Raw genomic sequence first — 19,936 nt, 5'->3', positions numbered from 1 at the left:
AGGACTGTCCGGTTGTCGTTTCCTCCAGTTTACGCCGACCAGACAGTCAGGAATGGCATTGGAGCACACTATGGTGATTGTGACCCCAATGCTCGCAGTCGGGCCCAGGTGCGGGTCTGTTCGGTATCAAAGTGCTGTTTCAGTAACCGGTTCTCCTGGGTTGTCCTGTCCTCTTCCGCCAACCCTGAGTTGTCCAGGCTCGCCAGTGCCTGCTGGAACTGCTGGTATTGGCTGTCGAACTGCTCCCGTTCCTCCATGTAGGCGACCACTTCTCTGGCCTGGGCATCATCAACGCCCAGTTCCCGGAGTCTGCGTCCGGCCTCGGACGGTGAGTCGGCGTCGGATAACGCCTGTTGTCTTGCCCGGTGGTCCCCGCTTTCCTCAATCATGCGGGTTTCGGTGCGTCGGATGACCTCAGGAAGCTGCTGTCGATGCCATTCAGCCAGTGTGTTTTTTGCTTCGGCGGACAGGTCGGTGCGCTGCTGGATATCAAGGGTGGCGAGGGTATAGTCGCCGTAGGCTTCCTCCAGCCTGAAAAAGGCCTCGTGAGTGTCGGCGGAGAACATGCGCCGGCGTAGCTGTTTCATGTCGACCAATGCACCCTTGAGCATTTCCAACTGGTAGGCGGGGTCGTGCTGCCGGGCGGGGTCAAGGCCCTGGTTGCCAAGTGCCAGTGAGGCATCCTTGTACGCCAGGTACCGGTTGAGCAGGGCCATGGCTTCGCGGGCGGCGCTTTCCGGCAGACTCTGTTGGGCCAGGGTTCTGATCTGGTCCAGTGCCTGCTCGGCTGATACCTCACCAATGGTGTTCAGGAAGTAGTCGAAGAAGTCGCGGGTTTCCAGATCAACGATCAATTCGCCGTTGGCGTCGGCCCGTAAGTTGCCGTCGATATTGGTACCCGCGAGGGAGCTGGCAAACGGTTGGTCTCCCAGGCTATCGGGTGTCTGGTAGGGGATGGGCGTATCCTCGCCAACGGCAAGTGGCGCCTCGGTAATACCGGGTTCTGGTTGTTCTGAGGTCGTGGCGGGAGTGCTCGCCGCCTTTGTTATTGCTTCACCGCGTGGCTCGTCCGCCAGCAGGAACCACACACAGGCAAACACCACCGGAACGGTCATGATCAGGGGAAGTAAAGCCTTCTTGTTCAGTCTGTCGCTATTGTTCATACCCATTATCCTGCCTTGGCAACTGTCGTCGCCGGGCACGCATCAGCGGGGCGCCCGGCGACGGTTCAGACTCGAAAGCGCGAGGGTTACAGCCCGCGATTTTTCAGGCGGTTGGCATGGCTGCGATAGAGCGAGACCGGATTGGTCCGCCACGAACGAGCGCCGAACAGGTGATTGATGGCGTCTACGTGGTTCATGTCGTAGTGGGTGCCGATGACGTTGCCCATCTTGGTGGAACATTCGCCGACCAGGCCATCATTGGGCTCGTTGCCGAAAGCCAGCGAGGTAACACCCAGGAACGGGTCGGTGATGTCGGTCCAGTTGGTCCAGACCGATGTGCCGGTCCAGGAGAAGAACTTGATCCGGTTGCCGTTGATCCACACGTCTTCATTGGTGCCCGCGCATGACCACCGGTTCACCCCTTTCCAGCCGAGGGCGTTGTTCAACTGCGTGGTGCCCGGTGTGGTCAGAGTTTCCAGAGCGGCAATACCATCCTGTGGGTTGTTGGAGCCAGACAGTGCGTTGACCAAATCGCCAAGCGCGTTGGCAATGGCGCCGGCTCCACCTTCGACATAGCTGCCGGGTGGAATGATTCCCCGCGCGACGTCCGCGACTTTTGAGCCTTTGTTGACGCCATTGATAGATGTTACCGAGGCAACTTTGTGGGGAATAAGCGAGGCGGTCACGCGGGAGGTGGGCGCGCCCTGGCTGTGGGCCATGATGTTGACCTTCGAATGCCCAAGCCCGTTGATGTAGTTGGCGAGTTGCTGGCCACGCTGCTCGCTGCTGTTCACAAAGGACACACTGGCGGAATATACCCGGGCGCCGCTCCGCTCAAGGTTCCAGGGAACGTTGTGGAAGTAATTGATCAAGCCACCGATGGTGTTGAAACCGGTCACACCGTGGACCAGAACGATGGGATGCTTTGTTTTGGTATAGCTGGCATGGCTGAGTGTGGGTGCTGCAAGCACGGCACAGCTCATGATCACCGCGAAAGTGATGAGTTTACGCATGGTTGACTCCTGTTGTTTTTGTGAGAAAGCACACCCTGTGAGGGCCGCTTTTTGTCGCCAATGCGTGGAGGATTATTTGCGATTGGGGCGGGAGTAAGAATCGCCCATTTGGGGGAGGTGATCTGTCGCGTCTACGGGGGGATGTGTCCGGAGGTTAGAGGTCCGGGCCGAACCGGTGGGGGTCCAGCTCCATATGGATGATGCGAGGGCCGAGCATGATGATTCTGCCGAGGTAGCGTTCCTCTCCGGTTGATGTGAATTCAAACAGGAAGCGGCGCCACACCCGGGTACGGCCGTTGTCGTCACGCTTGAACCATACGCCACGCAGGTACACGGCGTCGTCCAGCAGCATCACATCCATTTTCTTGCAGTAGTTCCTGGCTGCCTGAAGCACAAAGTCCTTGATGGCCTTGGCCCGCCACCAGTACCAGGTGGCGAAGCCGGCTACAAACAGCCAGAAGAGCGTTCCGAGGGTCACTGGGCGTGAGCCGTGTTCCCAGTGCTGCCATTTGCGTCATCATCCGCCGTGGAGCCGTGGTGGTCACGGCCCAGGAGGATGTAGAACGCGGGCAACACGAAAATGGTGAACAGCGTACCGATGCCCAGGCCTGCACTGATGGTCAGGCCGATGGCGAACCGGCTTTCCGCGCCCGGGCCTACTGCAATCAACAGTGGAACCATGGCGAAGATCAGCGCCAGGGAGGTCATGACGATCGGGCGCAGACGGATGGCCGCCGCTTCCACGACTGCCTCGCGCTTGTTCAGGCCCTTGTCCACCTGCAGCTGGTTGGCAAACTCCACGATCAGTATCCCGTTCTTGGACACGACACCGATGAGGGTGATCAGGCCCACCTGCGTGTAGATGTTCATGGTGGCAAAGCCGAGCACAATGAAGGCCATGGCCCCAGCCACCGACATCGGTACTGATACAAGGATGATGAACGGGTCGCGCCAGCTTTCGAACTGGGCTGCCAGCACCAGGTAGATCACCAGCAATGACAGGAAGAAGGTAACCACCAATGCGCTACCCTGATTCGCGAACTGACGCGATTCCCCGGTGTAGTCGAACGAGAAACCCTGCGGGAAACTGTCTGCGGCGGCATTCTCCATGAAGGCCATGGCATCGCCCACTGTCACGCCCGGCGTCACAACGCCCTGCAGGGTCAATGAGTTCAACTGGTTGAACTGGGTGCGTTGTGACGGCTCCACGTCTTTCTGGAAGCTGATGACGCTTGATAGCGGAACCAGGCTGCCGCTGTCGGCACGAATGTAATAGTCATTGAGCGCCTGCTCGTCCAGGCGGAAATCCTGGTCGACCTGGGGAATGACCTGATAGGAGCGGCCCTGCATGTTGAAGCGGTTGATGTAGCCACCGCCCAGCATGCTGGACATGGCACGGCCAACGTCCTGCATCGACAGCCCAAGATCCGCCACCCGGTCACGGTCGACGTTGATGCGGGTAACCGGGCGGTCAAAGTCGATGGATTTCTGCAGGAACATGAAGTTGCCGCTTTGCATGGCCTGTCCGAGCAGGTCATTGGCAACGTCATTCAGGCGCTCGTAGTCCTCGCCCGTGGTGATCACAAACTGGAATGGCAGGCCGCCACCGGAACCCGGAAGGGAAGGTCTGGGGAAAACGGCAGTCTGCAGGCCGGTGACGTTTTTCAGTTCCTGGTCAAGCTGTGGCTGAACCTCGAACTGGCTGATGTCACGCTCGGACCAGGGCTTCATCTTGAAGCCGCCGAACACGGCGTTGGGCCCGGTAATGCCGAGAATCATGAAATCCTCATGGTAGCCGGGTACCGTCGACATACGCTCCTGCACCTCATCTCCGTGTTCCTGGAGATAGTCGAGGGTGGACGTCTGGGGACCAAGCCCCTGATAGAACAGGATGCCCTGGTCTTCAGTGGGTGCCAGCTCGTTCTGGCTCATGGCCACCATGAAATAAATCGATCCCAGCACCACGATGGCGAAGAAAATCACCACGGACTTGGTGTCCATCAATGACGCAAGAGCACGTTTGTACCCATTGGCCAGGCCGCCGAAGGAGCGCTCCACGACCTGCTCGAACCGCCCTGGATTGCCGTGGGGCTTGAGGATCTTGCCGGACAGCATTGGCGACAGGGTCAGTGCCACGATGCCGGAAATAACGACGGTGCCGGCCAGGGTAAATGCGAACTCGGTGAACAGTGAGCCAACCAGTCCGCCCATGAAGCCGATTGGGGCATAGACCGCCACCAGGGTTGTGGTCATGGCGATGATCGGCGTTGCCATTTCGCGGGCACCGTTCAGGGCCGCGTTGAAGCGGGACTCGCCCTCTTCAATGTGGCGGTGGACGTTTTCCACCATGATGATCGCGTCGTCCACGACAAGACCGATGGCGAGAACCATCGACAGCAGTGTCAGCAGGTTCAGTGAGAAGCCCATCATCAGCATGAAAAAGGCGCCGCCAACCAGAGACAGAGGCACCGCCACGGACGGAACCACGGCTGCCCTGACTGAGCCCAGGCAGATGAAGACCACCACCAGAACGATAACCAGCGCCTCCAGAAGTGTCTGGATAACCTCTTTAATCGAACTGTCGATAAAGTCGGACGCATCGTAGGCCAGGCGGACATTCATGCCGGAAGGCAGTTGGCTTTCAATCCCCGGAAGTTCATCTTTGACCAGCTTTGCAACCGTCAACGGGTTAGCGCCGGGTGACAGTTCAATGGCTACGTAGGTTGCTGGCTGGCCCTTGTACAGGGCCAACTGATCGTAGGTCTCGGAGCCCAGTTCAACGCGGGCAATGTCCCGCAGGCGGATCAGTGAGCCGTCGGATTCCTTGACCACCAGATCCTTGAACTGCTCCGGATCACCGACGTCGGTGTCGCTGGTCATGCTGATCTTGGTGTATTTGCCCTTGGTGTTACCTACCGCCGCCTGATAGTTGTTGCGCAGCAGTACATCCACCACTTCCTGAGGAGTCATATCGACAGCGGACAGACGCTCTGGGTCCAGCCAGACCCGTAAGGCGAACTGGCGACCCAACAGGTCGGCCTTGCCCACGCCGGACAACGCCTGCAGCTTGGGCTGCACCACCCGCGTCAGGTAGTCCGTGATCTGGGGTACCTCCAGCTCATCGCTGTAAAAGGCGATGTACATCAGCGCGGTGGAATCGCCGGTTGTGGAGGTTATTACCGGGTCCTGCGCATCGGCGGGCAGCACGTTGCGCTGACTGGCCACTTTTGCCTGAATCTCGGCCAGCGCTGCGTTGGCGTCGTAGTTCAGCACCATCTTGGCTTCAATGGTGGATTGCCCCTGGGAACTTGTGGACGTGAGGTAGTCGATGCCACTGGCTTCAGCGATGGCCTGCTGCAATGGTGTGGTGATGAACCCTTTTACCAGCTCAGAGCCAGCGCCGGGGTAGGCGGTTGTCACCGTGACGGTGGTGCTTTCAAGTTCCGGGTACTGACGGATTTCCATCTCCATCGCTGCCCGGGCCCCGAGCAGCAGGATCAGCAGGCTGACCACCGTCGCCAGGACGGGGCGCTGTATGAATATGTCGGTGAAACGCATTACTTGGACGCCTCCGCCGGCTGCTCATCTTCCTGGACTTCAACGCGCTGGCCAGCCCTCAATCTCAGCAGGCCCTTGGCGACGACCTGCTCACCTTCTTTCAGGCCTTCGAGCACCGCAACGCGACTGTTCCGGGTGTTGCCGGTCTGGACGGTGCGACGATTGACGACCAATTCACCGTCATCATTCTCTTCGACAACAAACACGAAATCGCCGTAGGTATTGTAGGAAATGGCGGTTCTCGGCACGGTGACAACCTCCTGATCCTGGGGTTGCCTGGTTGCGACCGTGGCGAACATGCCCGGGCGAAGCTGGTTCTCCTCGTTGCCAAGCGTGGCACGAATCCGGACGGTACGGGTTTGCGGATTAACCGACGTGTTGATGGCGCTGACCTGGCCGGCAAAATCACTGTCGGGGATCGCCGCAACGGTCGCCACTACGTCGTAGCCCTGTTGCACCATGGGCAGGTCTTTTTCCGAGAGGGTGTAATCCACGTAGATCGGATCGAGCATGTTGATTTCGACGATCGGCGTACCGGTACCAATGTATTCGCCCTGATCCACCAGACGGAGGCCAAGCTTGCCGTCAAAAGGCGCGCGGATGATCTTCTTGCTCAACTGGGCTTCGGCTTCATTGACCCTTGCCCGTGCTGCGTCGAAATTGGCCTTGGCTTCATCGTACTGGGATTGCGACACGGCGCGCTTGGGAAGCAGGTCGGACACCCGCTTGAACTCCTGCTCCGCGAGCTGTGCCTCGGCACGGCGTGTGCGCAATGCGGCTTCATCAATGGCGGCGTCCAGGCGGATCAGGATGTCGCCTTTTTTCACCGTATCACCTGACTCGAACGCGATGTTCTCAACCACACCGGGAACTTCGTTCGCCACTTCAATACCATTGATGGCTTCAACGCTGCCAACGGCTTTGATCTCAGGTGTCCACATCTCGGTGCTGGCCATGGTCGCGGAAATTTTCGCCGGCGGCTGTGGCTGGGAAAATTGTTCCTGCATCTGGCCGAACTGGTAGAACTTGTAACCAAAAATGCCGCCGAGCACGACACCGAGGAAGATGAGTACAATCAGGAAGCGGGAGGCAGTGCGCATAATTCAGGTCCTGGGTCGTATGTCCGTTACAGGTAATCGTGTTAGCTTTGCAGGCTCCTGATCCCGTAGGGATGGAGTTGCCCGGCTCGTCGGGGGCTGTGTTGGCAAGGACTCGTCAACAAACCGTAAAGAATAGCATCCTATACAAGCGAGAGGGTTGCTGTCACTGATTTGTCAGTGAAAATGCGTACAATTACTGTGCTCCAGGCGCCTTCGCCGGCCTTGCCCAGGTGGGACCGGGAGCTCATCCCGTTCATTAGGTTGCCAAACAAGAATGACAGATTTACGACTTGGTCATCTATAAGGATTGGCGGATGCAATGGATTCTTGGTATTGCACTGGCGGCAGCCGTATTTATTGTGCTGAAGCAGTGGGGCGCGCTATCACCGGAAAAGAAAAAGGCCGCTACCTGGAAAATCGTGTTGGTGGCGGGGGGCGCTCTGCTGTTGTTCATGGTGCTGACCGGGCGGGTGCATGTACTGACCGCTGCGGTGGCCGCCCTTTTACCGCTACTGAGAAAGCTGCCAGCCTTACTGAAGTTTGCCCCGACGATCAGCCGCCTGTTCGGGCAGAACCAGCAGAATGGGTCTGATAATGACGACACTGCCACCCACCACGAGCACAGGCAAAAAAGCGCCAGTTCCGGCAATATGTCGATCAGCGAAGCCTGTGAGGTTCTTGGGGTTGCGCCAGACTGTACAGATGACGAGGTCGTGCAGGCGCATCGACGTTTGATCCAGAAACTCCACCCCGATCGAGGCGGCAACGATTACCTGGCCGCAAAGATCAACGAAGCCAAGAGTGTCTTGCTGAAACGCCGTATCTGACCGGCCTTAAAGAACCTCAACCTTTAACTCGAAGGTCTGGTTCTGACGGCGACTGTTCCCAGTTTGGTAGGTGATGCCGGACTGCTCACCTGCTCGCTGTTGGCGCGTGCTGCCGAGTTCCACCCATTCACCGGGTTCTACCCGGCGTATGGTCATCACCGCCTCGGTGTCGTAGCCGGGCGGGTTGCCCTTCGGGTCTTCCTCAAAAGAAACGATGTTCAGTTCGACCGCCTGATCTGAAATCACCTGCGGACTGACCAGGAAGCCGCTTCGGGTTTCGACCTGTCCCAGAAACGCCGCTGGATTACGGCCCCCGCGGATGGCGACCGGTACGGTGCGGATCTGGCCGGAGGAAATATGAGCGGATTGCCCATCCTGAACGATCAGCGTGCGTTCCTGATTCCGCCGTGTCGTGGTGACCTTGCGTTCGGCCTGCACGCTGATCTGGTTGTTGTTGATGGAAAACCCGCCGCCACCGGTTTTGGCATCCACGTTGTGTCGGGAACGAACCGTAATGCGCATCTGTGAGGGGGCAACGTCCATGGTCTCCACCAGCCTGCCAATTTCATCCAGCACCTCTGGTTCACCACGAACCACCATTTGCTGTCCGCGAGCGGTGATCGACACCTGGCCATCCGGATAAAGTTCGCGGATCTGTTGTGCCACACCCTCTGCGGAGCGCTGTGCCATCTGGTAAGTACGGGCCTCAGGCGCCGCTGCTATAGCGCCTGAAAAAAGCAGCAGGATCAGCAACAAAGAAAGCGTGGGCCGACAATTCATCGCTGTGTTCATGAGTGACTCCGGGACTGGTAGGGCCGCAATACCTGCAAAAAACCGAATTTACGGGTTGCAAAGCCGGAAACCGGGGATATATATTGGAAAGCATGAAGACGACACACGCGACCTGTCAATTGAATGTTCTGCAAGCTTTCGGTGAAAAATCGATCGCTGCGGTCGCTGCTGTGTTTTTTTGGTGGTTTGGTTATGGCTATTTTAGCCAGAGCCCGGGCCGCCCATAAGATCTTCATCGACCGAATAACGAGGAAGGCAGCCCGGCAGAAACCCAGGCTGCCACCGGACTCAAAAAGCCCCGACTGGTAGCCACCAGCCGGGGCTTTTTTGATTCTGACACAGGGAAACGGGAACACTGACCATGAACATGTCGCTGAACATCGAGACACTGAACGAGACCCAGCAGCCATCAGAGGCTGAGCCGGGAACCCGGGAAGTGCTGCTGCCGACACCAGCCGAACTGCGAACCAGCCTGCCGGTTCCTGCTCACATGCAGGCGCGGATTCGCCAGCACCGGGATGCTATTCGCCGGATACTCAACGGCGAGGACCCGAGAACGCTGGTGGTCGTTGGCCCCTGCTCCATCCACGACGAAGTGGCGGCATTGGAGTATGGCGAGAAGCTCAAAGCGCTGGCGGATGATGTCAGCGACCGTTTCCTGATTGTGATGCGTGCCTACCTCGAAAAACCCCGAACCACCGTTGGCTGGAAAGGCCTGCTCTATGACCCGGAGCGCACTGGCAGCGGAAACCTCAACGAAGGCCTGCTGCGTTCCCGGCGCCTGCTGTTGAACCTGTCAGACATGGGCCTGCCATTGGCCACGGAAGCCCTGAGCCCGTTCGCCATGGATTACCTTGGTGACCTCGTCAGTTGGACCGCCATCGGTGCCCGCACCACTGAGTCCCAGGTTCACCGTGAAATGGTCAGCGGTCTGCCGATGCCGACCGGTTTCAAGAACGGCACCGACGGCAGCATTGGCGTTGCCATCAACGCCATGAAATCGGCGGCCCATCCCCATCACCGGTTCGGCATAGGCAGTCATGGCGCACCCGCGATGATTACCACCGAGGGCAACCCTGATACACACTTGGTATTAAGGGGCGGGCGAGGTATTACAAACTACGATGCTGAGAGTATTCGTGAAGCAACAGAGTCGCTGGCGAGTGCGGGAATATCCGCTTCTATCATGGTGGATTGCAGTCATGATAACGCTCAGAAGCAATCATCGCGGCAACTGGAGATAGCGAAGGAAGTCATGTTTCAGAAGCGGGCGGGTAACCGAAATATTGTTGGTTTGATGCTGGAAAGTTTTCTTGAAGAGGGGCGTCAAAATGACAGCGACGATTTAATTTACGGATGCTCCCTGACGGACCCCTGCATTGGCTGGAAGCAAACGGAAGAGCTGTTGCGTAGCCTGTGAACAACGCTCTGGTGCATGCGCCGGTCTGTAGGCCTCTCCCAGAACACGCCCGTAAATACGTCCCTGTAGGGCTCGGTCGCGCCATCCCTGGCGCTCCACGGTTCTGGGAGAGGCCTACAAACCGGCGCCCCGTCTTGTTTGGTTTGCCTGAAACCGGGGCGGGGCTGCTCTGGTTATTCTTTTTCCGGAAGGCTTCCGTCCCCAGACACTGTTGAAAACAGTAACTGCCCCGCCAGTAACAACAGAACGCCCCCCATCAGCCGGTCCAGCCAATAGCCGAAACGGTTAAATCCCCTGCGGATCTGCGGCAGGGTGAAGAATACCGCCACGGCCATGAACCACAGGCCGGTGGCCACTGCCATATAGACGCCATAAGCCGTTTGAATCGCAATCGGCGTACCCGGGCTGATGATCACGGAAAAGAGTGATACGAAGAACAGCGTGGCTTTCGGGTTCAGGGTATTGGTCAGAAAACCCAGCCGATAGGCCGCGAAACCGCTTTGCCGACCACCGTTTGCCGTTTCGACATGAATGCCGCCGGCTTTCGAGCGCAGACACTGTATCGCGATCCAGGTGAGATAGAGGGCGCCAACTACTTTGAGAATGCTGAACAGCACCAGCGACTGCTGGATGATCAGGCCAATGCCCAGCAGGGAATACCCCACGTGAATCAGAATTCCCGTACCAATGCCGAAGGCCGTCAGCAGGGCGTTGCGACGGCTTTGGCACAGCGCCTGGCGAAGCATCACGGCAAAGTCTGGCCCTGGGCTGGCGACGGCCAGGAAATGAACGAGGGCGACGGTGATGAATTCCGGCCAGTAGTTGTGCATACCTTTTATCTCCAGGAAAGCTCCGTTACAGGGCGCCAGTCTAGAAGGCGCGGTTGAAAAAGTCCCGCGTCGAATGCTGCGATGTCTTTGGTTGGCAACTGAACGGTTTCCCGTATTCACTCCTATACTGAGGCAGAACCATGAATTTTGTAGGCGGTGAGGGGAGTTGTAGACGTGGAAAAACGCAAAGTGGATGTCGCTGTTATTGGCGCGGGTACCGCTGGCATGAGCGCCTATCGCGCTGCCCGAAAGCATACGGATAGTATCGTTTTGATTGAAGGGGGTGCCTACGGTACCACCTGTGCCAGTGTCGGCTGTATGCCCAGCAAGCTGTTGATTGCGGCGGCCGACAGTGCCCATCAGTTGCACAAGGCACCTACGTTTGGTGTTCATCCCGGTGACATCCGAATTGATGGCAAGGAGGTGATGGCGCGTGTCCGCAGGGAGCGGGACCGGTTCGTCAGCTTTGTGGTGGAGGCCGTAGAGGGGTTTCCCGAGGCTCACCGGCTTCGCGGCCAGGCCCGGTTCCTGTCGCCTCACCGAATTGTTGTCGGCGAGAAAGTGGAGGTGGAGGCCGCCCGTGTGGTCATTGCCACCGGTTCCCGGCCGAACATCCCCGGCTTTCTCAAGGACGCCAAGGACCGACTGGTGGTGAATGATGACATTTTCGAGTGGGACGACCTGCCTGGGTCCGTCGCTGTGTTCGGTCCCGGCATAATTGGCCTGGAGCTGGGGCAGGCGCTCAGTCGGCTGGGGGTTCGGGTGCGGATGTTTGGTGTCAGCGGAAGTCTTGGGCCGCTTCAGGAGGAAGCGATCCGCAACTACGCGCTGAAAACATTCAATGAAGAATTTCCGTTGGATACCCGCGCCAAGGTCCGGTCGGTTGAGCGAACGGACGACGGCGTGCGTATTCGCTTTTCGGGAGCGGATCGCAGTGAAACCACGGAAACTTTCGACTATCTATTGGCAGCCACCGGGCGTCGCCCCAATGTCGACAGTATGGATATACAGAACGCGGATATTGCCGAGGATGATCATGGCTCACCGCTGTTCGATCGTTACACGCTTCAGTGCGGTGACAGTCATATCTTTATCGCTGGAGATGCCAACAATGAAGTGCCACTGCTCCATGAGGCGGCTGATGAGGGGCGAATAGCCGGCGATAACGCGGCTCGGTATCCGGATGTGCGGGCCGGACTGCGCCGGGTGTCATTGGGCATCGTGTTCACCGATCCACAGATTGCCACGGTGGGTATGACCCTCAACGAAGTCGATGAGCGTTGTAAGGGTGGTTATGCCGTTGGTGAGGTTTCTTTCGAAGGACAGGGGCGCAGCCGCGTTATTGGCGCTAATAAGGGCTTGTTGCATGTCTACGGTGAGCGGGGCAGTGGGTTATTTTTGGGCGCGGAGATGTTTGGCCCCGCAGCCGAACACATCGGACACTTGCTGGCCTGGGCTCTGCAGAAGCGCATGACGGTGAGCGAGATGCTGACCATGCCGTTCTACCACCCGGTAATTGAGGAAGGAGTTCGTACGGCATTGCGTGACCTCAACCGCAAGCTGGATATTGGGCCACAACCGATTGAGCATTGCCTGGATTGCGGCCCGGGTGGTTAGAGTCTGGGAAATGGCCCTGATCAGAAACTCCGGGCAACCGGGATTGCCTCCGCACCAGAGACGCCCCTTGCAATCTGCTGCTTCCGCGCCCATATCTTTTCATGAAAGAAATAGGCCACCGTGTTAATCGCTGGTTCTACCATGGCAATCAGGCTGCCAATCAGTATGTCGCCGGTCAGCAGGTAAGCAACGGTAAAGGCCACGGTGAAGTGGGTAATGGCGAATGTGATGGTTTTCAGCAACGAGTTGTCACCCTTTGAACCATGGTCATGGAAAAACATCTTCAGGGCACTCATAGTCAGTCAGCTCCGCAAGTGCGATGGATATGGGTCCATTCAACAGCAATTGAGAATCGTTGTTAAATAAATAATACGCAGATTTTTGATAGTCCTTAGCTATTACTTGGTCTTGCCAAAGATTAGTAAGAGCTATCAAGAAGATTGGATAACTAAACTTTATCTATTCACGATTCCTGGTTAGATTAGCCACCAGTACATTCCGGTAACTGTCAAGGAGACACGTTATGAGCAAGAACTTTATTGGTCTGGACACTGAAAAGACCCAGAGCCTGGCGAACGCACTGAACGATCTGCTGTCCAACTACCAGATCTTCTACATGAACGTTCGTGGCTATCACTGGAACATCAAAGGTGACAACTTTTTCGAACTGCATGCCAAGTTTGAAGAGCTTTATGACGACCTGCTGTTGAAGATTGACGAGATAGCCGAGCGGGTGCTGACCCTCGGGCACAGGCCTGCACACGCCTACAGCACCTACATCGAAAAATCCGAGGTGCCTGAGCGAAAGGATGTGGCCGATGGTAAGGATGCTGTTGAAAACATCGTGGAGAGCTTCGCCAAGCTGATTGGTAAGCAGCGGGAGTTGCTTCACCTGGCTGGCGATGCGGACGACGAGGGCACCGTTGCGTTGATGAGCGACTACATCTCTCAGCAGGAAAAGACGGTATGGATGTACCGTAGCTACCTCGGCCAATAAAGCCCTTGAAGCTCTCAATCACTTGAGCAAGTGTTGATAATGGCGACCGCACGGTCGCCATTTTTTTGCTGATACCACCTTTCCTGAGCAGTTCTGACTTAAAAGTGACGCATTTCTGTCACCTCTTCTCCATAAAGTGTCGTGTACAACCACACGTGTATCGACAGAAGAAGAGGCAAACATGACATTCCAGAACTCACTCCTTACGGCAGCCATCCTCGCATCCACCCTGGGCCTGGCGGCCTGCGACGGTGATGACGGCGACGATGGCAGCGCGGGTTCGCCCGGCACCAGCCAGACCCTGATTGAGCTGAATACCCTCGGCACCTATGCAAGTGGTGCTTTCGATGAAGGCGCAGCGGAAATCGTGGCTCACGATCCGGCCAACCAGCGTCTGTTTGTCATCAATGCCAACGATTCAACCGTGGACGTGCTGGACATCCAGGACCCGGAGATGCCGGTCAAGCTCAGCACCATTGATGCCACCGCCGAAGGTGCTTCCGCGAACAGCGTGGCGGTCTACGGCGATCTCGTGGCCGTCGCCATTGAAGCCAACGTCAAGCAGGACAACGGCAAGGTGGTGTTCTATAACAGCACCGACCTGAACAAGGTGGGTGAAGTAGAGGCGGGCGCCCTGCCGGATATGCTGACGTTTACCCGCGATGGCCAGAAGCTCCTGGTGGCCAACGAGGGCGAACCCAGTGATGACTACAGTGTTGACCCGGAGGGTTCCGTTAGCATTGTTGACCTGTCCAACGGCGTGGCTGCGGCGACGGTCACCACGGCCGGGTTCGCCAGCTTCAACGGTCAGCTGGCCGAACTTATGGAACAGGGCCTGAGAGTGTTCGGGCCGGGCGCCACTCTGGCACAGGATCTGGAGCCGGAATACATTGCGATCTCTATCGACGGTGAAAAAGCCTGGGTCGCGATGCAGGAGGCAAATGCCGTTGCCGAACTGGACATCGCGGCCGGGGAGATTACTGCCATTATTCCGTTGGGTTTCAAGGATCACAGCATCATCGGCAACGAATTGGATGCCAGCAACGACGACAGCGGCATCAACATTCGCAACTGGCCGGTGAAAGGCATTTACCATCCGGATGCCATGACCAGCTACGGTTTTAACGGAAAAACCTATTACATCACCGCCAACGAGGGTGATTCCCGGGATTACGACGGCTTCAGTGAGGAATTCCGCGTCGCCGACCTGACGCTGGATGCCATGGCCTTCCCGAACGCTGCCGAGTTGCAGGAAGACGCTAACCTGGGACGCCTGAACGTCACATCCACCCTGGGTTTTGGCAATTCCTGCGCGCCCAGCGATCCTGCCAACGTCATTCTCGTGGGCGGTGAGTATGACCGGGGCTATGTGGAGAATAACTGTGTCTACAGTGAGCTCTACGCCTACGGTGCGCGTTCGTTTTCAATCTGGTCGGAAACCGGCGAGCGGGTCTTCGACAGCGGCAGTGAATTCGAGCGCATTACCGCGAGCCTGATCCCGGACAATTTCAACAGCAATAATGACGAAAATGCGTTCGACAACCGCTCCGACGATAAGGGACCAGAGCCTGAGGCGGTCACCGTGGGTACCATTAATGGCCAGACCTTTGCCTTTATCGGCCTTGAACGGGTTGGGGGCATCATGGTCTATAACGTGACCAATCCGCAGAACCCGGAATTCGTCCAGTACCTCAATAACCGCGACTTCTCTGCCTCCCAGACCGATCTTGAGAGTGGAATGGCGGGTGATCTTGGGCCCGAGGGGCTTGCCTTTATCGCTGCTGGGGACAGCCCCAATGGCAAGCCAATGTTAGCGGTAGGCAACGAGGTGAGTGGCACGACCACTCTGTATGGTATCGATGTGATTGAACTGGCCGCTGACTGACCGTCGGCGTGATAAGGAGAACCGGACCGGGTACTGCCCGATCCGGTTCTATACGTTCTCTCAACCCTGGGAGACCGTCGCCAGTGGTGGCACCTGCTGATGCAGGAACCATTTTTCGGTGACCACCTTGCGGGTAAACCAGTGAGACCGCATCAGGGTACTGGCCAATGGCATTTTGACCCAGTCCGGCACTTGCCAGCCCTCATCCTGAGGCATGGCGCGATTACCAAAACGGCTGGCAATAGCTTCGCCGTAGGCCTGCAGTGCCTGGGCGGAATAATCCTCCTGGTCGCGAATAATGTCCGCCGCCATCAACGCAGACTCGATGGCAGGGCGAATACCCTCGCCGCTCTGGGTGTAGGCCAAGCCGGCGGAATCCCCGATCAACAGCAGGCCGTCATCGGCCAGTTGTCTCTCCGCGTGGGCGTATAGCAGGTAGGCATGACCTTTGAACTTGCCCGGTAAATCGGCCGGTATGCGTCCTTCGGATTTCATTTCCTCCACGAAGGCGTTGAGGTGCTCGGTCAGTTTGTGATTGTCTTCCCGGCCAAGGCCGATATTGAGGAAATTACCTTTTCGGAACACCCAGGCATAGCCCTTCAGGTCGCGGCAGAACCAGAGCTCGGGGGTGTCGCCACGAGCTTCGCACACCTCGGCCTGTTGAGGCGTCATCTCGAATTCCACCTCTTTGGCCGCCACTACGACTTCGTGGCTGCCGGGGCCGTCTCCCATCAGCTTCGCCACCGGGCAGAAATGGCCCCCGGCACCTACGATCAGGGGCGCCTCCCAGGTATCGTTGATCACCCAGTTGCCATCGCGACGAACAATGGACTTGACCGGTGTGTTCAGTTGCTTCGGCACGGCTGTCCTGTCCAGAAGAAACGCATCGAACTCGCAGCGTCGTATGCCGTAGCTGACAATCTCACCGTGGTCATTTTCCACCGCCGATTGCCCCATCATGCCTATACGGAACCGCCGGATGGGCTGAAGGGTTCGTCCGGTGCCGTAGTGGTTGATGTCGATATCGAGACTGTCCATCACCGCAGGAGTAACCCAGCCGGCGCAGGTCTTGTCCCGAGGAAAGTCCTGCTTATCGATTACCAGAATGCGTTTGCCGCTGTCCTGCAGTGCGTGGGCGAGGGTGGAGCCGGCAGGCCCGGCACCTACGATAATCAGGTCGTAGTAGTCCATGATTATGCCTCCGGAGCTGCGGGGGACGAATAGATGTCCTGGCGGTTTTGTGGCAGCTGGTTGTTCCCGCCATGGGTGAAGACCACCTGGAACAGTTGCAGTGACCCGGCGCGGAAGGCGGCTATGGAGCCGGCGAGGTACATTTCCCAGGCCCGGGCAAAGTGCCCGTCGTACATTTCTGTGACCTTGTCCATGTTGCTTCTGAACCGTTCCATCCAGTGGGTCAGCGTCTGTGCGTAGTGCAGTCTGAGATTTTCGACATCCAGCACCGAAAAGTCGCTGTGTTCGCAGATACCCATGAACTCAGAGATACTCGGTGGGTAAGCACCCGGAAAGATGCGTTTCTCGATCCAGGCGTTCATCAACATGGGCCGGTTGCGACCGATGCTGTGCAGTAACGCCAGGCCGTCCGGCTTCAGGGAACGACTGATAAGCTCCGACAGCGCCAGGTAATTGTCCTTGCCGACATGCTCCAGCATGCCGATGGACACAAAGGCGTCATATTGGCCGCTGATGTTGCGGTAGTCATCTTCAACGTATTCAATCAGGTGGTCCAGCTGCTGACGCCTGGCTTCTTCCCGGGCGTACGTCAGCTGTTCTTTCGAGATGTTGTAGGAATGCACCTTCACGCCGTAATTCCGGGCCATATAACGCGCCAGACCACCCCAGCCACAGCCGGCTTCCACAACCGTCATGCCGGGTTTCAGCCGTAACTTGCGGCAAACGTGCTCCAGCTTGGCCAATTGGGCCTGTTCCAGGGTCAACTCCGGCGTTTCGTAATAGGCGCAGGTGTACTGCATTTCGGCATGATCCAGCCAGAGCCGGTAAAACTCGTTGCCCAGATCGTAATGGTGGTGAATGTTCTCCCGGGCTTCAGAAACGCCAGTAGAGCGGGGGTTGTGGTTGCGCCACAGGGCTTCCAGCCATTTGGGCCATTTCTGCCTTGCGTTGTGAATCGAGCGGTAAAGTGTCTCCATCAGCTCCGAAAGGTCGCCATCTACCTGCAGTCTGCCTGCACTGTATAGATCTCCAAACGCCAGGTTGGGGTTGGTAACCAGCGTAAACAGCGCCTTGGGGTCTGTCAGTTTGAGCGTAAAGCGGGCATGGCCTTCTTCAGGGTCAATGAATTCGTTGTTCCACAACTGGAACCGTAGCGGCGGTGACCCGGCCATGCGCATCAGCTTGGCGATCAGCCAGCGTTCATAACTGTGAGGCTCACGGTCCGCCTGCTGCTCTTCCAGGGGCAACGTCAGGACGTGAGGCCTGTCCTCCGGTCGGTCGTTGGTGGACGCTGGGGGCTTCCGGGCGGTGCTTTGGCTCATGGATACATATCTCCCTTTTCCAGCTGGTTAATCACGGACTGAAGTCGGCGGGCTTGGCCGACAGTGATTCAGCATCAGGGCGTGTCCCGATATCACAACTGAGAATCGCCTGCTTCGTCTTTAGTATAGAAAACAAGCGTGTTTTGTCATATCCCCCCACACACCAAAGAATGGAGGGTTGCTATTGGGGCAATAGGTAAAAGGGGTAAAAGCGGGAATGGCGGGCGAAAAAAACCGGGGCTGCACGGCCCCGGCTTGTTGGTGTGCTGTCGACTGGCGCCGACGTCAGTAGGTCGAACTCATGCCAAACCATTCCGGGAAAATCACGATCATCGCCAGCACCAGTACCTGCATCAGGATAAACGGTAGTACCCCTTTGTAGATATCGGTGGTCTGTACACCGGGTGGTGATACGCCTTTGAGATAGAACAGACTGAACCCGAACGGGGGCGTCAGGAAACTGGTTTGCAGGTTCATGGCAATCAGAATCGCGAACCACAGCATGTTGATGCCCATGGCTTCCGCCACCGGTGCCAGGATCGGCACGATGATGAACGAGATTTCCACGAAGTCGATGAAGAAGCCCAGCACCAGGATGACCAGCATGGCCAGGATGATGAAGCCCCATTTTTCGCCGGGAAGCTGCAGTAGCCATTCTTCCAGCAGGTAATCACCACCGGTGTAGCTGAACACCATCGAGAATGCGGTTGCACCGACGAGGATGGCGAACACCATGGCAGTGACCTTCACCGTGTCCTTTGAGGCATCCCACACCATCTTGAAGGAGAACTGGCGGTAAATGATGGCCAGCACCACGGCGCCGACACCACCGAGCGCCGAAGATTCCGTGGGGGTGGCAATACCGGCAAAGATGGAGCCCAGTACGACGATGATCAACGCCAGCGGCGGGATAATCGCCAGCAGCGCTGCACGGATTTCCTTGCCCCGTGACAGTCCGCTGTCATCCGGCATGGCGGGGCCGGTTTCAGGCTTGAAGCGGGTGAGAACAAGGATGTAGATGATGTACAGACCGACCAGCACCACACCTGGGATAACGGCTGCCCTGAAGAGGTCGCCAACCGGGAGCCCGAGCACGTCGCCAAGGATAATCAGGATAATCGAAGGCGGTACGATCTGGCCCAGTGTGCCGGACGCACAGATAGTGCCCGTTGCAAGCCGCTTGTCGTAGTTATGGGCCAGCATCACGGGGAGAGAGATCAGACCCATGGCTACCACACTGGCACCGACGACGCCCGTTGATGCGGCGAGCAGGGCACCTACCAGGATGGTGGAAATGGCCAGGCCCCCTGGCAATCCACCGAACAGGCGGCCCATGGAGGTCAGCAATTGCTCGGCCAGCCGCGTGCGTTGCAGGACCACACCCATGAAGATGAACAATGGCACCGCCATCAGCACCGTGTTCTGCATGACGCTCATGATGCGATAGGGCATGAAAGCGAACAGATCCATGCCTTCGGCATAGATCCCGAAAAACAGGGCAACGCCGCCAAAGGTAAAGGCAACCGGGAAACCCAGCATCAGCAGGAGGAGGGCGGCTCCGAACATAATCATACCGATCATGCGAGACCCTCCGCGCCGTGCTTGGGCTCATAGGTCTTGTCGCCGGAGATAACCCGTATTGCGAAGGTCACCATGTTGAACCCGGCGATGCCGGTAAACACCGCGGAAATCGGGATCACGCTCTTGATCACCCAGCGATGGGGTAGCCCACCCGGGTCGCCGCTGCCTTCGCCCATGCTGTAGGACTCAACGGCAAAATCGTAACCGTAGTTCCAGATCAGGTAGGCAAAGGGGATGACAAAGATAACAGCACCAACGATGTTGACCCAGGCCTTGGTCTTGTCACGCCAGCGGGTGTAGAAAACGTCTACGCGAACATGGCCGTCCGTGCGCAATGCGTAGGGGATGCCCAGCAGGAACACCACGGAATAGAGATGCCACTCCATTTCCTGCATACCGATCGAAACTTCATTGAAAGCGTAGCGGGCTACTACGTCGTAGAAGACGTTACCGGCCATCAGAATCATTGCGGCACAGGCCACCCAGCCGCAAAAAATGGACAGGGTGGCCAGGCCCTCGTCCAGCTTGATAATCCAACGCATTGATTGTCCTCCGCCAGCGAGCCGGCGATTTTTCAATTGCTATAAACGACAAAACCGGGATCACTGCTAGAGCGATCCCGGCTCAGTTACTGCCGATA

At 57.5% G+C, this 19,936-nt stretch carries 17 protein-coding genes; 5 read left to right on the top strand and 12 right to left on the bottom strand.

All coding sequences use genetic code 11. The features are described 5' to 3' along the window. Positions 1 to 68: 68 nt before the first annotated feature. From AAGD24_RS17690 to AAGD24_RS17670, 5 genes are all read right to left on the bottom strand, one after another. Positions 69 to 1,163: a lipase secretion chaperone gene (locus AAGD24_RS17690; protein WP_228210067.1), complete on the bottom strand. Its 1,095-nt coding sequence runs from the start codon at positions 1,161 to 1,163 to the stop codon at positions 69 to 71. 86 nt (positions 1,164 to 1,249) lie between these two features. Next, complete coding sequence (locus AAGD24_RS17685; protein ID WP_036211008.1) at positions 1,250 to 2,176, bottom strand: triacylglycerol lipase; 927 nt, start codon at positions 2,174 to 2,176, stop codon at positions 1,250 to 1,252. Between the two features lie 154 nt (positions 2,177 to 2,330). Beyond that, positions 2,331 to 2,654, bottom strand: coding sequence for a DUF3301 domain-containing protein (locus AAGD24_RS17680; protein ID WP_007155520.1), 324 nt, complete (start codon positions 2,652 to 2,654; stop codon positions 2,331 to 2,333). Next, positions 2,651 to 5,734: an efflux RND transporter permease subunit gene (locus tag AAGD24_RS17675; protein ID WP_075194238.1), complete on the bottom strand. Its 3,084-nt coding sequence runs from the start codon at positions 5,732 to 5,734 to the stop codon at positions 2,651 to 2,653. Before AAGD24_RS17675 ends, AAGD24_RS17680 begins: the two co-directional genes overlap by 4 nt. Beyond that, positions 5,734 to 6,834: an efflux RND transporter periplasmic adaptor subunit gene (locus AAGD24_RS17670; RefSeq protein ID WP_036211014.1), complete on the bottom strand. Its 1,101-nt coding sequence runs from the start codon at positions 6,832 to 6,834 to the stop codon at positions 5,734 to 5,736. Before AAGD24_RS17670 ends, AAGD24_RS17675 begins: the two co-directional genes overlap by 1 nt. Positions 6,835 to 7,148: 314 nt before the next feature. Between AAGD24_RS17670 and AAGD24_RS17665 the strand changes: the two genes are divergently transcribed. Then, on the top strand, positions 7,149 to 7,661 hold the full coding sequence (locus AAGD24_RS17665; protein WP_126811419.1) for a DnaJ domain-containing protein: 513 nt from the start codon (positions 7,149 to 7,151) through the stop codon (positions 7,659 to 7,661). 6 nt (positions 7,662 to 7,667) lie between these two features. Here the strand turns inward: AAGD24_RS17665 and AAGD24_RS17660 are convergent, their stop codons facing one another. After that, the gene (locus AAGD24_RS17660) at positions 7,668 to 8,453 is read right to left on the bottom strand and encodes a secretin N-terminal domain-containing protein (RefSeq protein WP_228210068.1); all 786 of its coding nucleotides are present in this window, start codon (positions 8,451 to 8,453) and stop codon (positions 7,668 to 7,670) included. 361 nt (positions 8,454 to 8,814) lie between these two features. Here AAGD24_RS17660 and AAGD24_RS17655 point away from each other — a divergent pair, with 361 nt between their 5' ends. Next, positions 8,815 to 9,873 carry a 3-deoxy-7-phosphoheptulonate synthase gene (locus AAGD24_RS17655; protein WP_379865781.1) on the top strand — a complete coding sequence of 353 codons (1,059 nt, stop codon included), beginning with the start codon at positions 8,815 to 8,817 and terminating at the stop codon, positions 9,871 to 9,873. A gap of 173 nt (positions 9,874 to 10,046) precedes the next feature. Here the strand turns inward: AAGD24_RS17655 and AAGD24_RS17650 are convergent, their stop codons facing one another. Continuing rightward, complete coding sequence (locus tag AAGD24_RS17650; protein ID WP_228210069.1) at positions 10,047 to 10,703, bottom strand: LysE family translocator; 657 nt, start codon at positions 10,701 to 10,703, stop codon at positions 10,047 to 10,049. 174 nt (positions 10,704 to 10,877) lie between these two features. On the opposite strand from AAGD24_RS17650, the gene AAGD24_RS17645 reads away from it, so the two are divergent. After that, positions 10,878 to 12,320 carry a dihydrolipoyl dehydrogenase gene (locus AAGD24_RS17645; protein WP_228210070.1) on the top strand — a complete coding sequence of 481 codons (1,443 nt, stop codon included), beginning with the start codon at positions 10,878 to 10,880 and terminating at the stop codon, positions 12,318 to 12,320. Positions 12,321 to 12,340: 20 nt separating this feature from the next. Here AAGD24_RS17645 and AAGD24_RS17640 read toward each other — a convergent pair whose 3' ends face one another. Continuing rightward, the gene (locus AAGD24_RS17640) at positions 12,341 to 12,616 is read right to left on the bottom strand and encodes a DUF2061 domain-containing protein (protein ID WP_051947074.1); all 276 of its coding nucleotides are present in this window, start codon (positions 12,614 to 12,616) and stop codon (positions 12,341 to 12,343) included. Between the two features lie 227 nt (positions 12,617 to 12,843). Between AAGD24_RS17640 and AAGD24_RS17635 the strand changes: the two genes are divergently transcribed. Continuing rightward, entirely contained in the window at positions 12,844 to 13,317 is a 474-nt protein-coding gene (locus tag AAGD24_RS17635) for a Dps family protein (protein ID WP_036211032.1), read from the top strand. Positions 13,318 to 13,498: 181 nt separating this feature from the next. Further along, entirely contained in the window at positions 13,499 to 15,202 is a 1,704-nt protein-coding gene (locus tag AAGD24_RS17630; RefSeq protein ID WP_228210071.1) for a choice-of-anchor I family protein, read from the top strand. Positions 15,203 to 15,262: 60 nt separating this feature from the next. Here AAGD24_RS17630 and AAGD24_RS17625 read toward each other — a convergent pair whose 3' ends face one another. The 4 genes from AAGD24_RS17625 to AAGD24_RS17610 form a co-directional block, all read right to left on the bottom strand. Then, positions 15,263 to 16,393 carry an NAD(P)/FAD-dependent oxidoreductase gene (locus AAGD24_RS17625; protein ID WP_036211038.1) on the bottom strand — a complete coding sequence of 377 codons (1,131 nt, stop codon included), beginning with the start codon at positions 16,391 to 16,393 and terminating at the stop codon, positions 15,263 to 15,265. Between the two features lie 2 nt (positions 16,394 to 16,395). After that, on the bottom strand, positions 16,396 to 17,715 hold the full coding sequence (locus tag AAGD24_RS17620; protein WP_228210072.1) for a cyclopropane-fatty-acyl-phospholipid synthase family protein: 1,320 nt from the start codon (positions 17,713 to 17,715) through the stop codon (positions 16,396 to 16,398). Positions 17,716 to 18,000: 285 nt separating this feature from the next. Then, positions 18,001 to 19,296, bottom strand: coding sequence for a TRAP transporter large permease subunit (locus AAGD24_RS17615; RefSeq protein WP_036211044.1), 1,296 nt, complete (start codon positions 19,294 to 19,296; stop codon positions 18,001 to 18,003). Then, positions 19,293 to 19,838: a TRAP transporter small permease subunit gene (locus AAGD24_RS17610; protein WP_036211047.1), complete on the bottom strand. Its 546-nt coding sequence runs from the start codon at positions 19,836 to 19,838 to the stop codon at positions 19,293 to 19,295. The genes AAGD24_RS17615 and AAGD24_RS17610 overlap by 4 nt, the downstream gene beginning before the upstream one ends. Positions 19,839 to 19,936: the final 98 nt, after the last annotated feature.

It is taken from the genome of Marinobacter sp. M5B (genome assembly GCF_042604615.1).
Lineage (GTDB): Bacteria > Pseudomonadota > Gammaproteobacteria > Pseudomonadales > Oleiphilaceae > Marinobacter > Marinobacter salarius.
The sequence above is the reverse complement of the archived record's forward strand: the minus strand, read 5'-3'. Positions and strand labels throughout refer to the sequence as shown.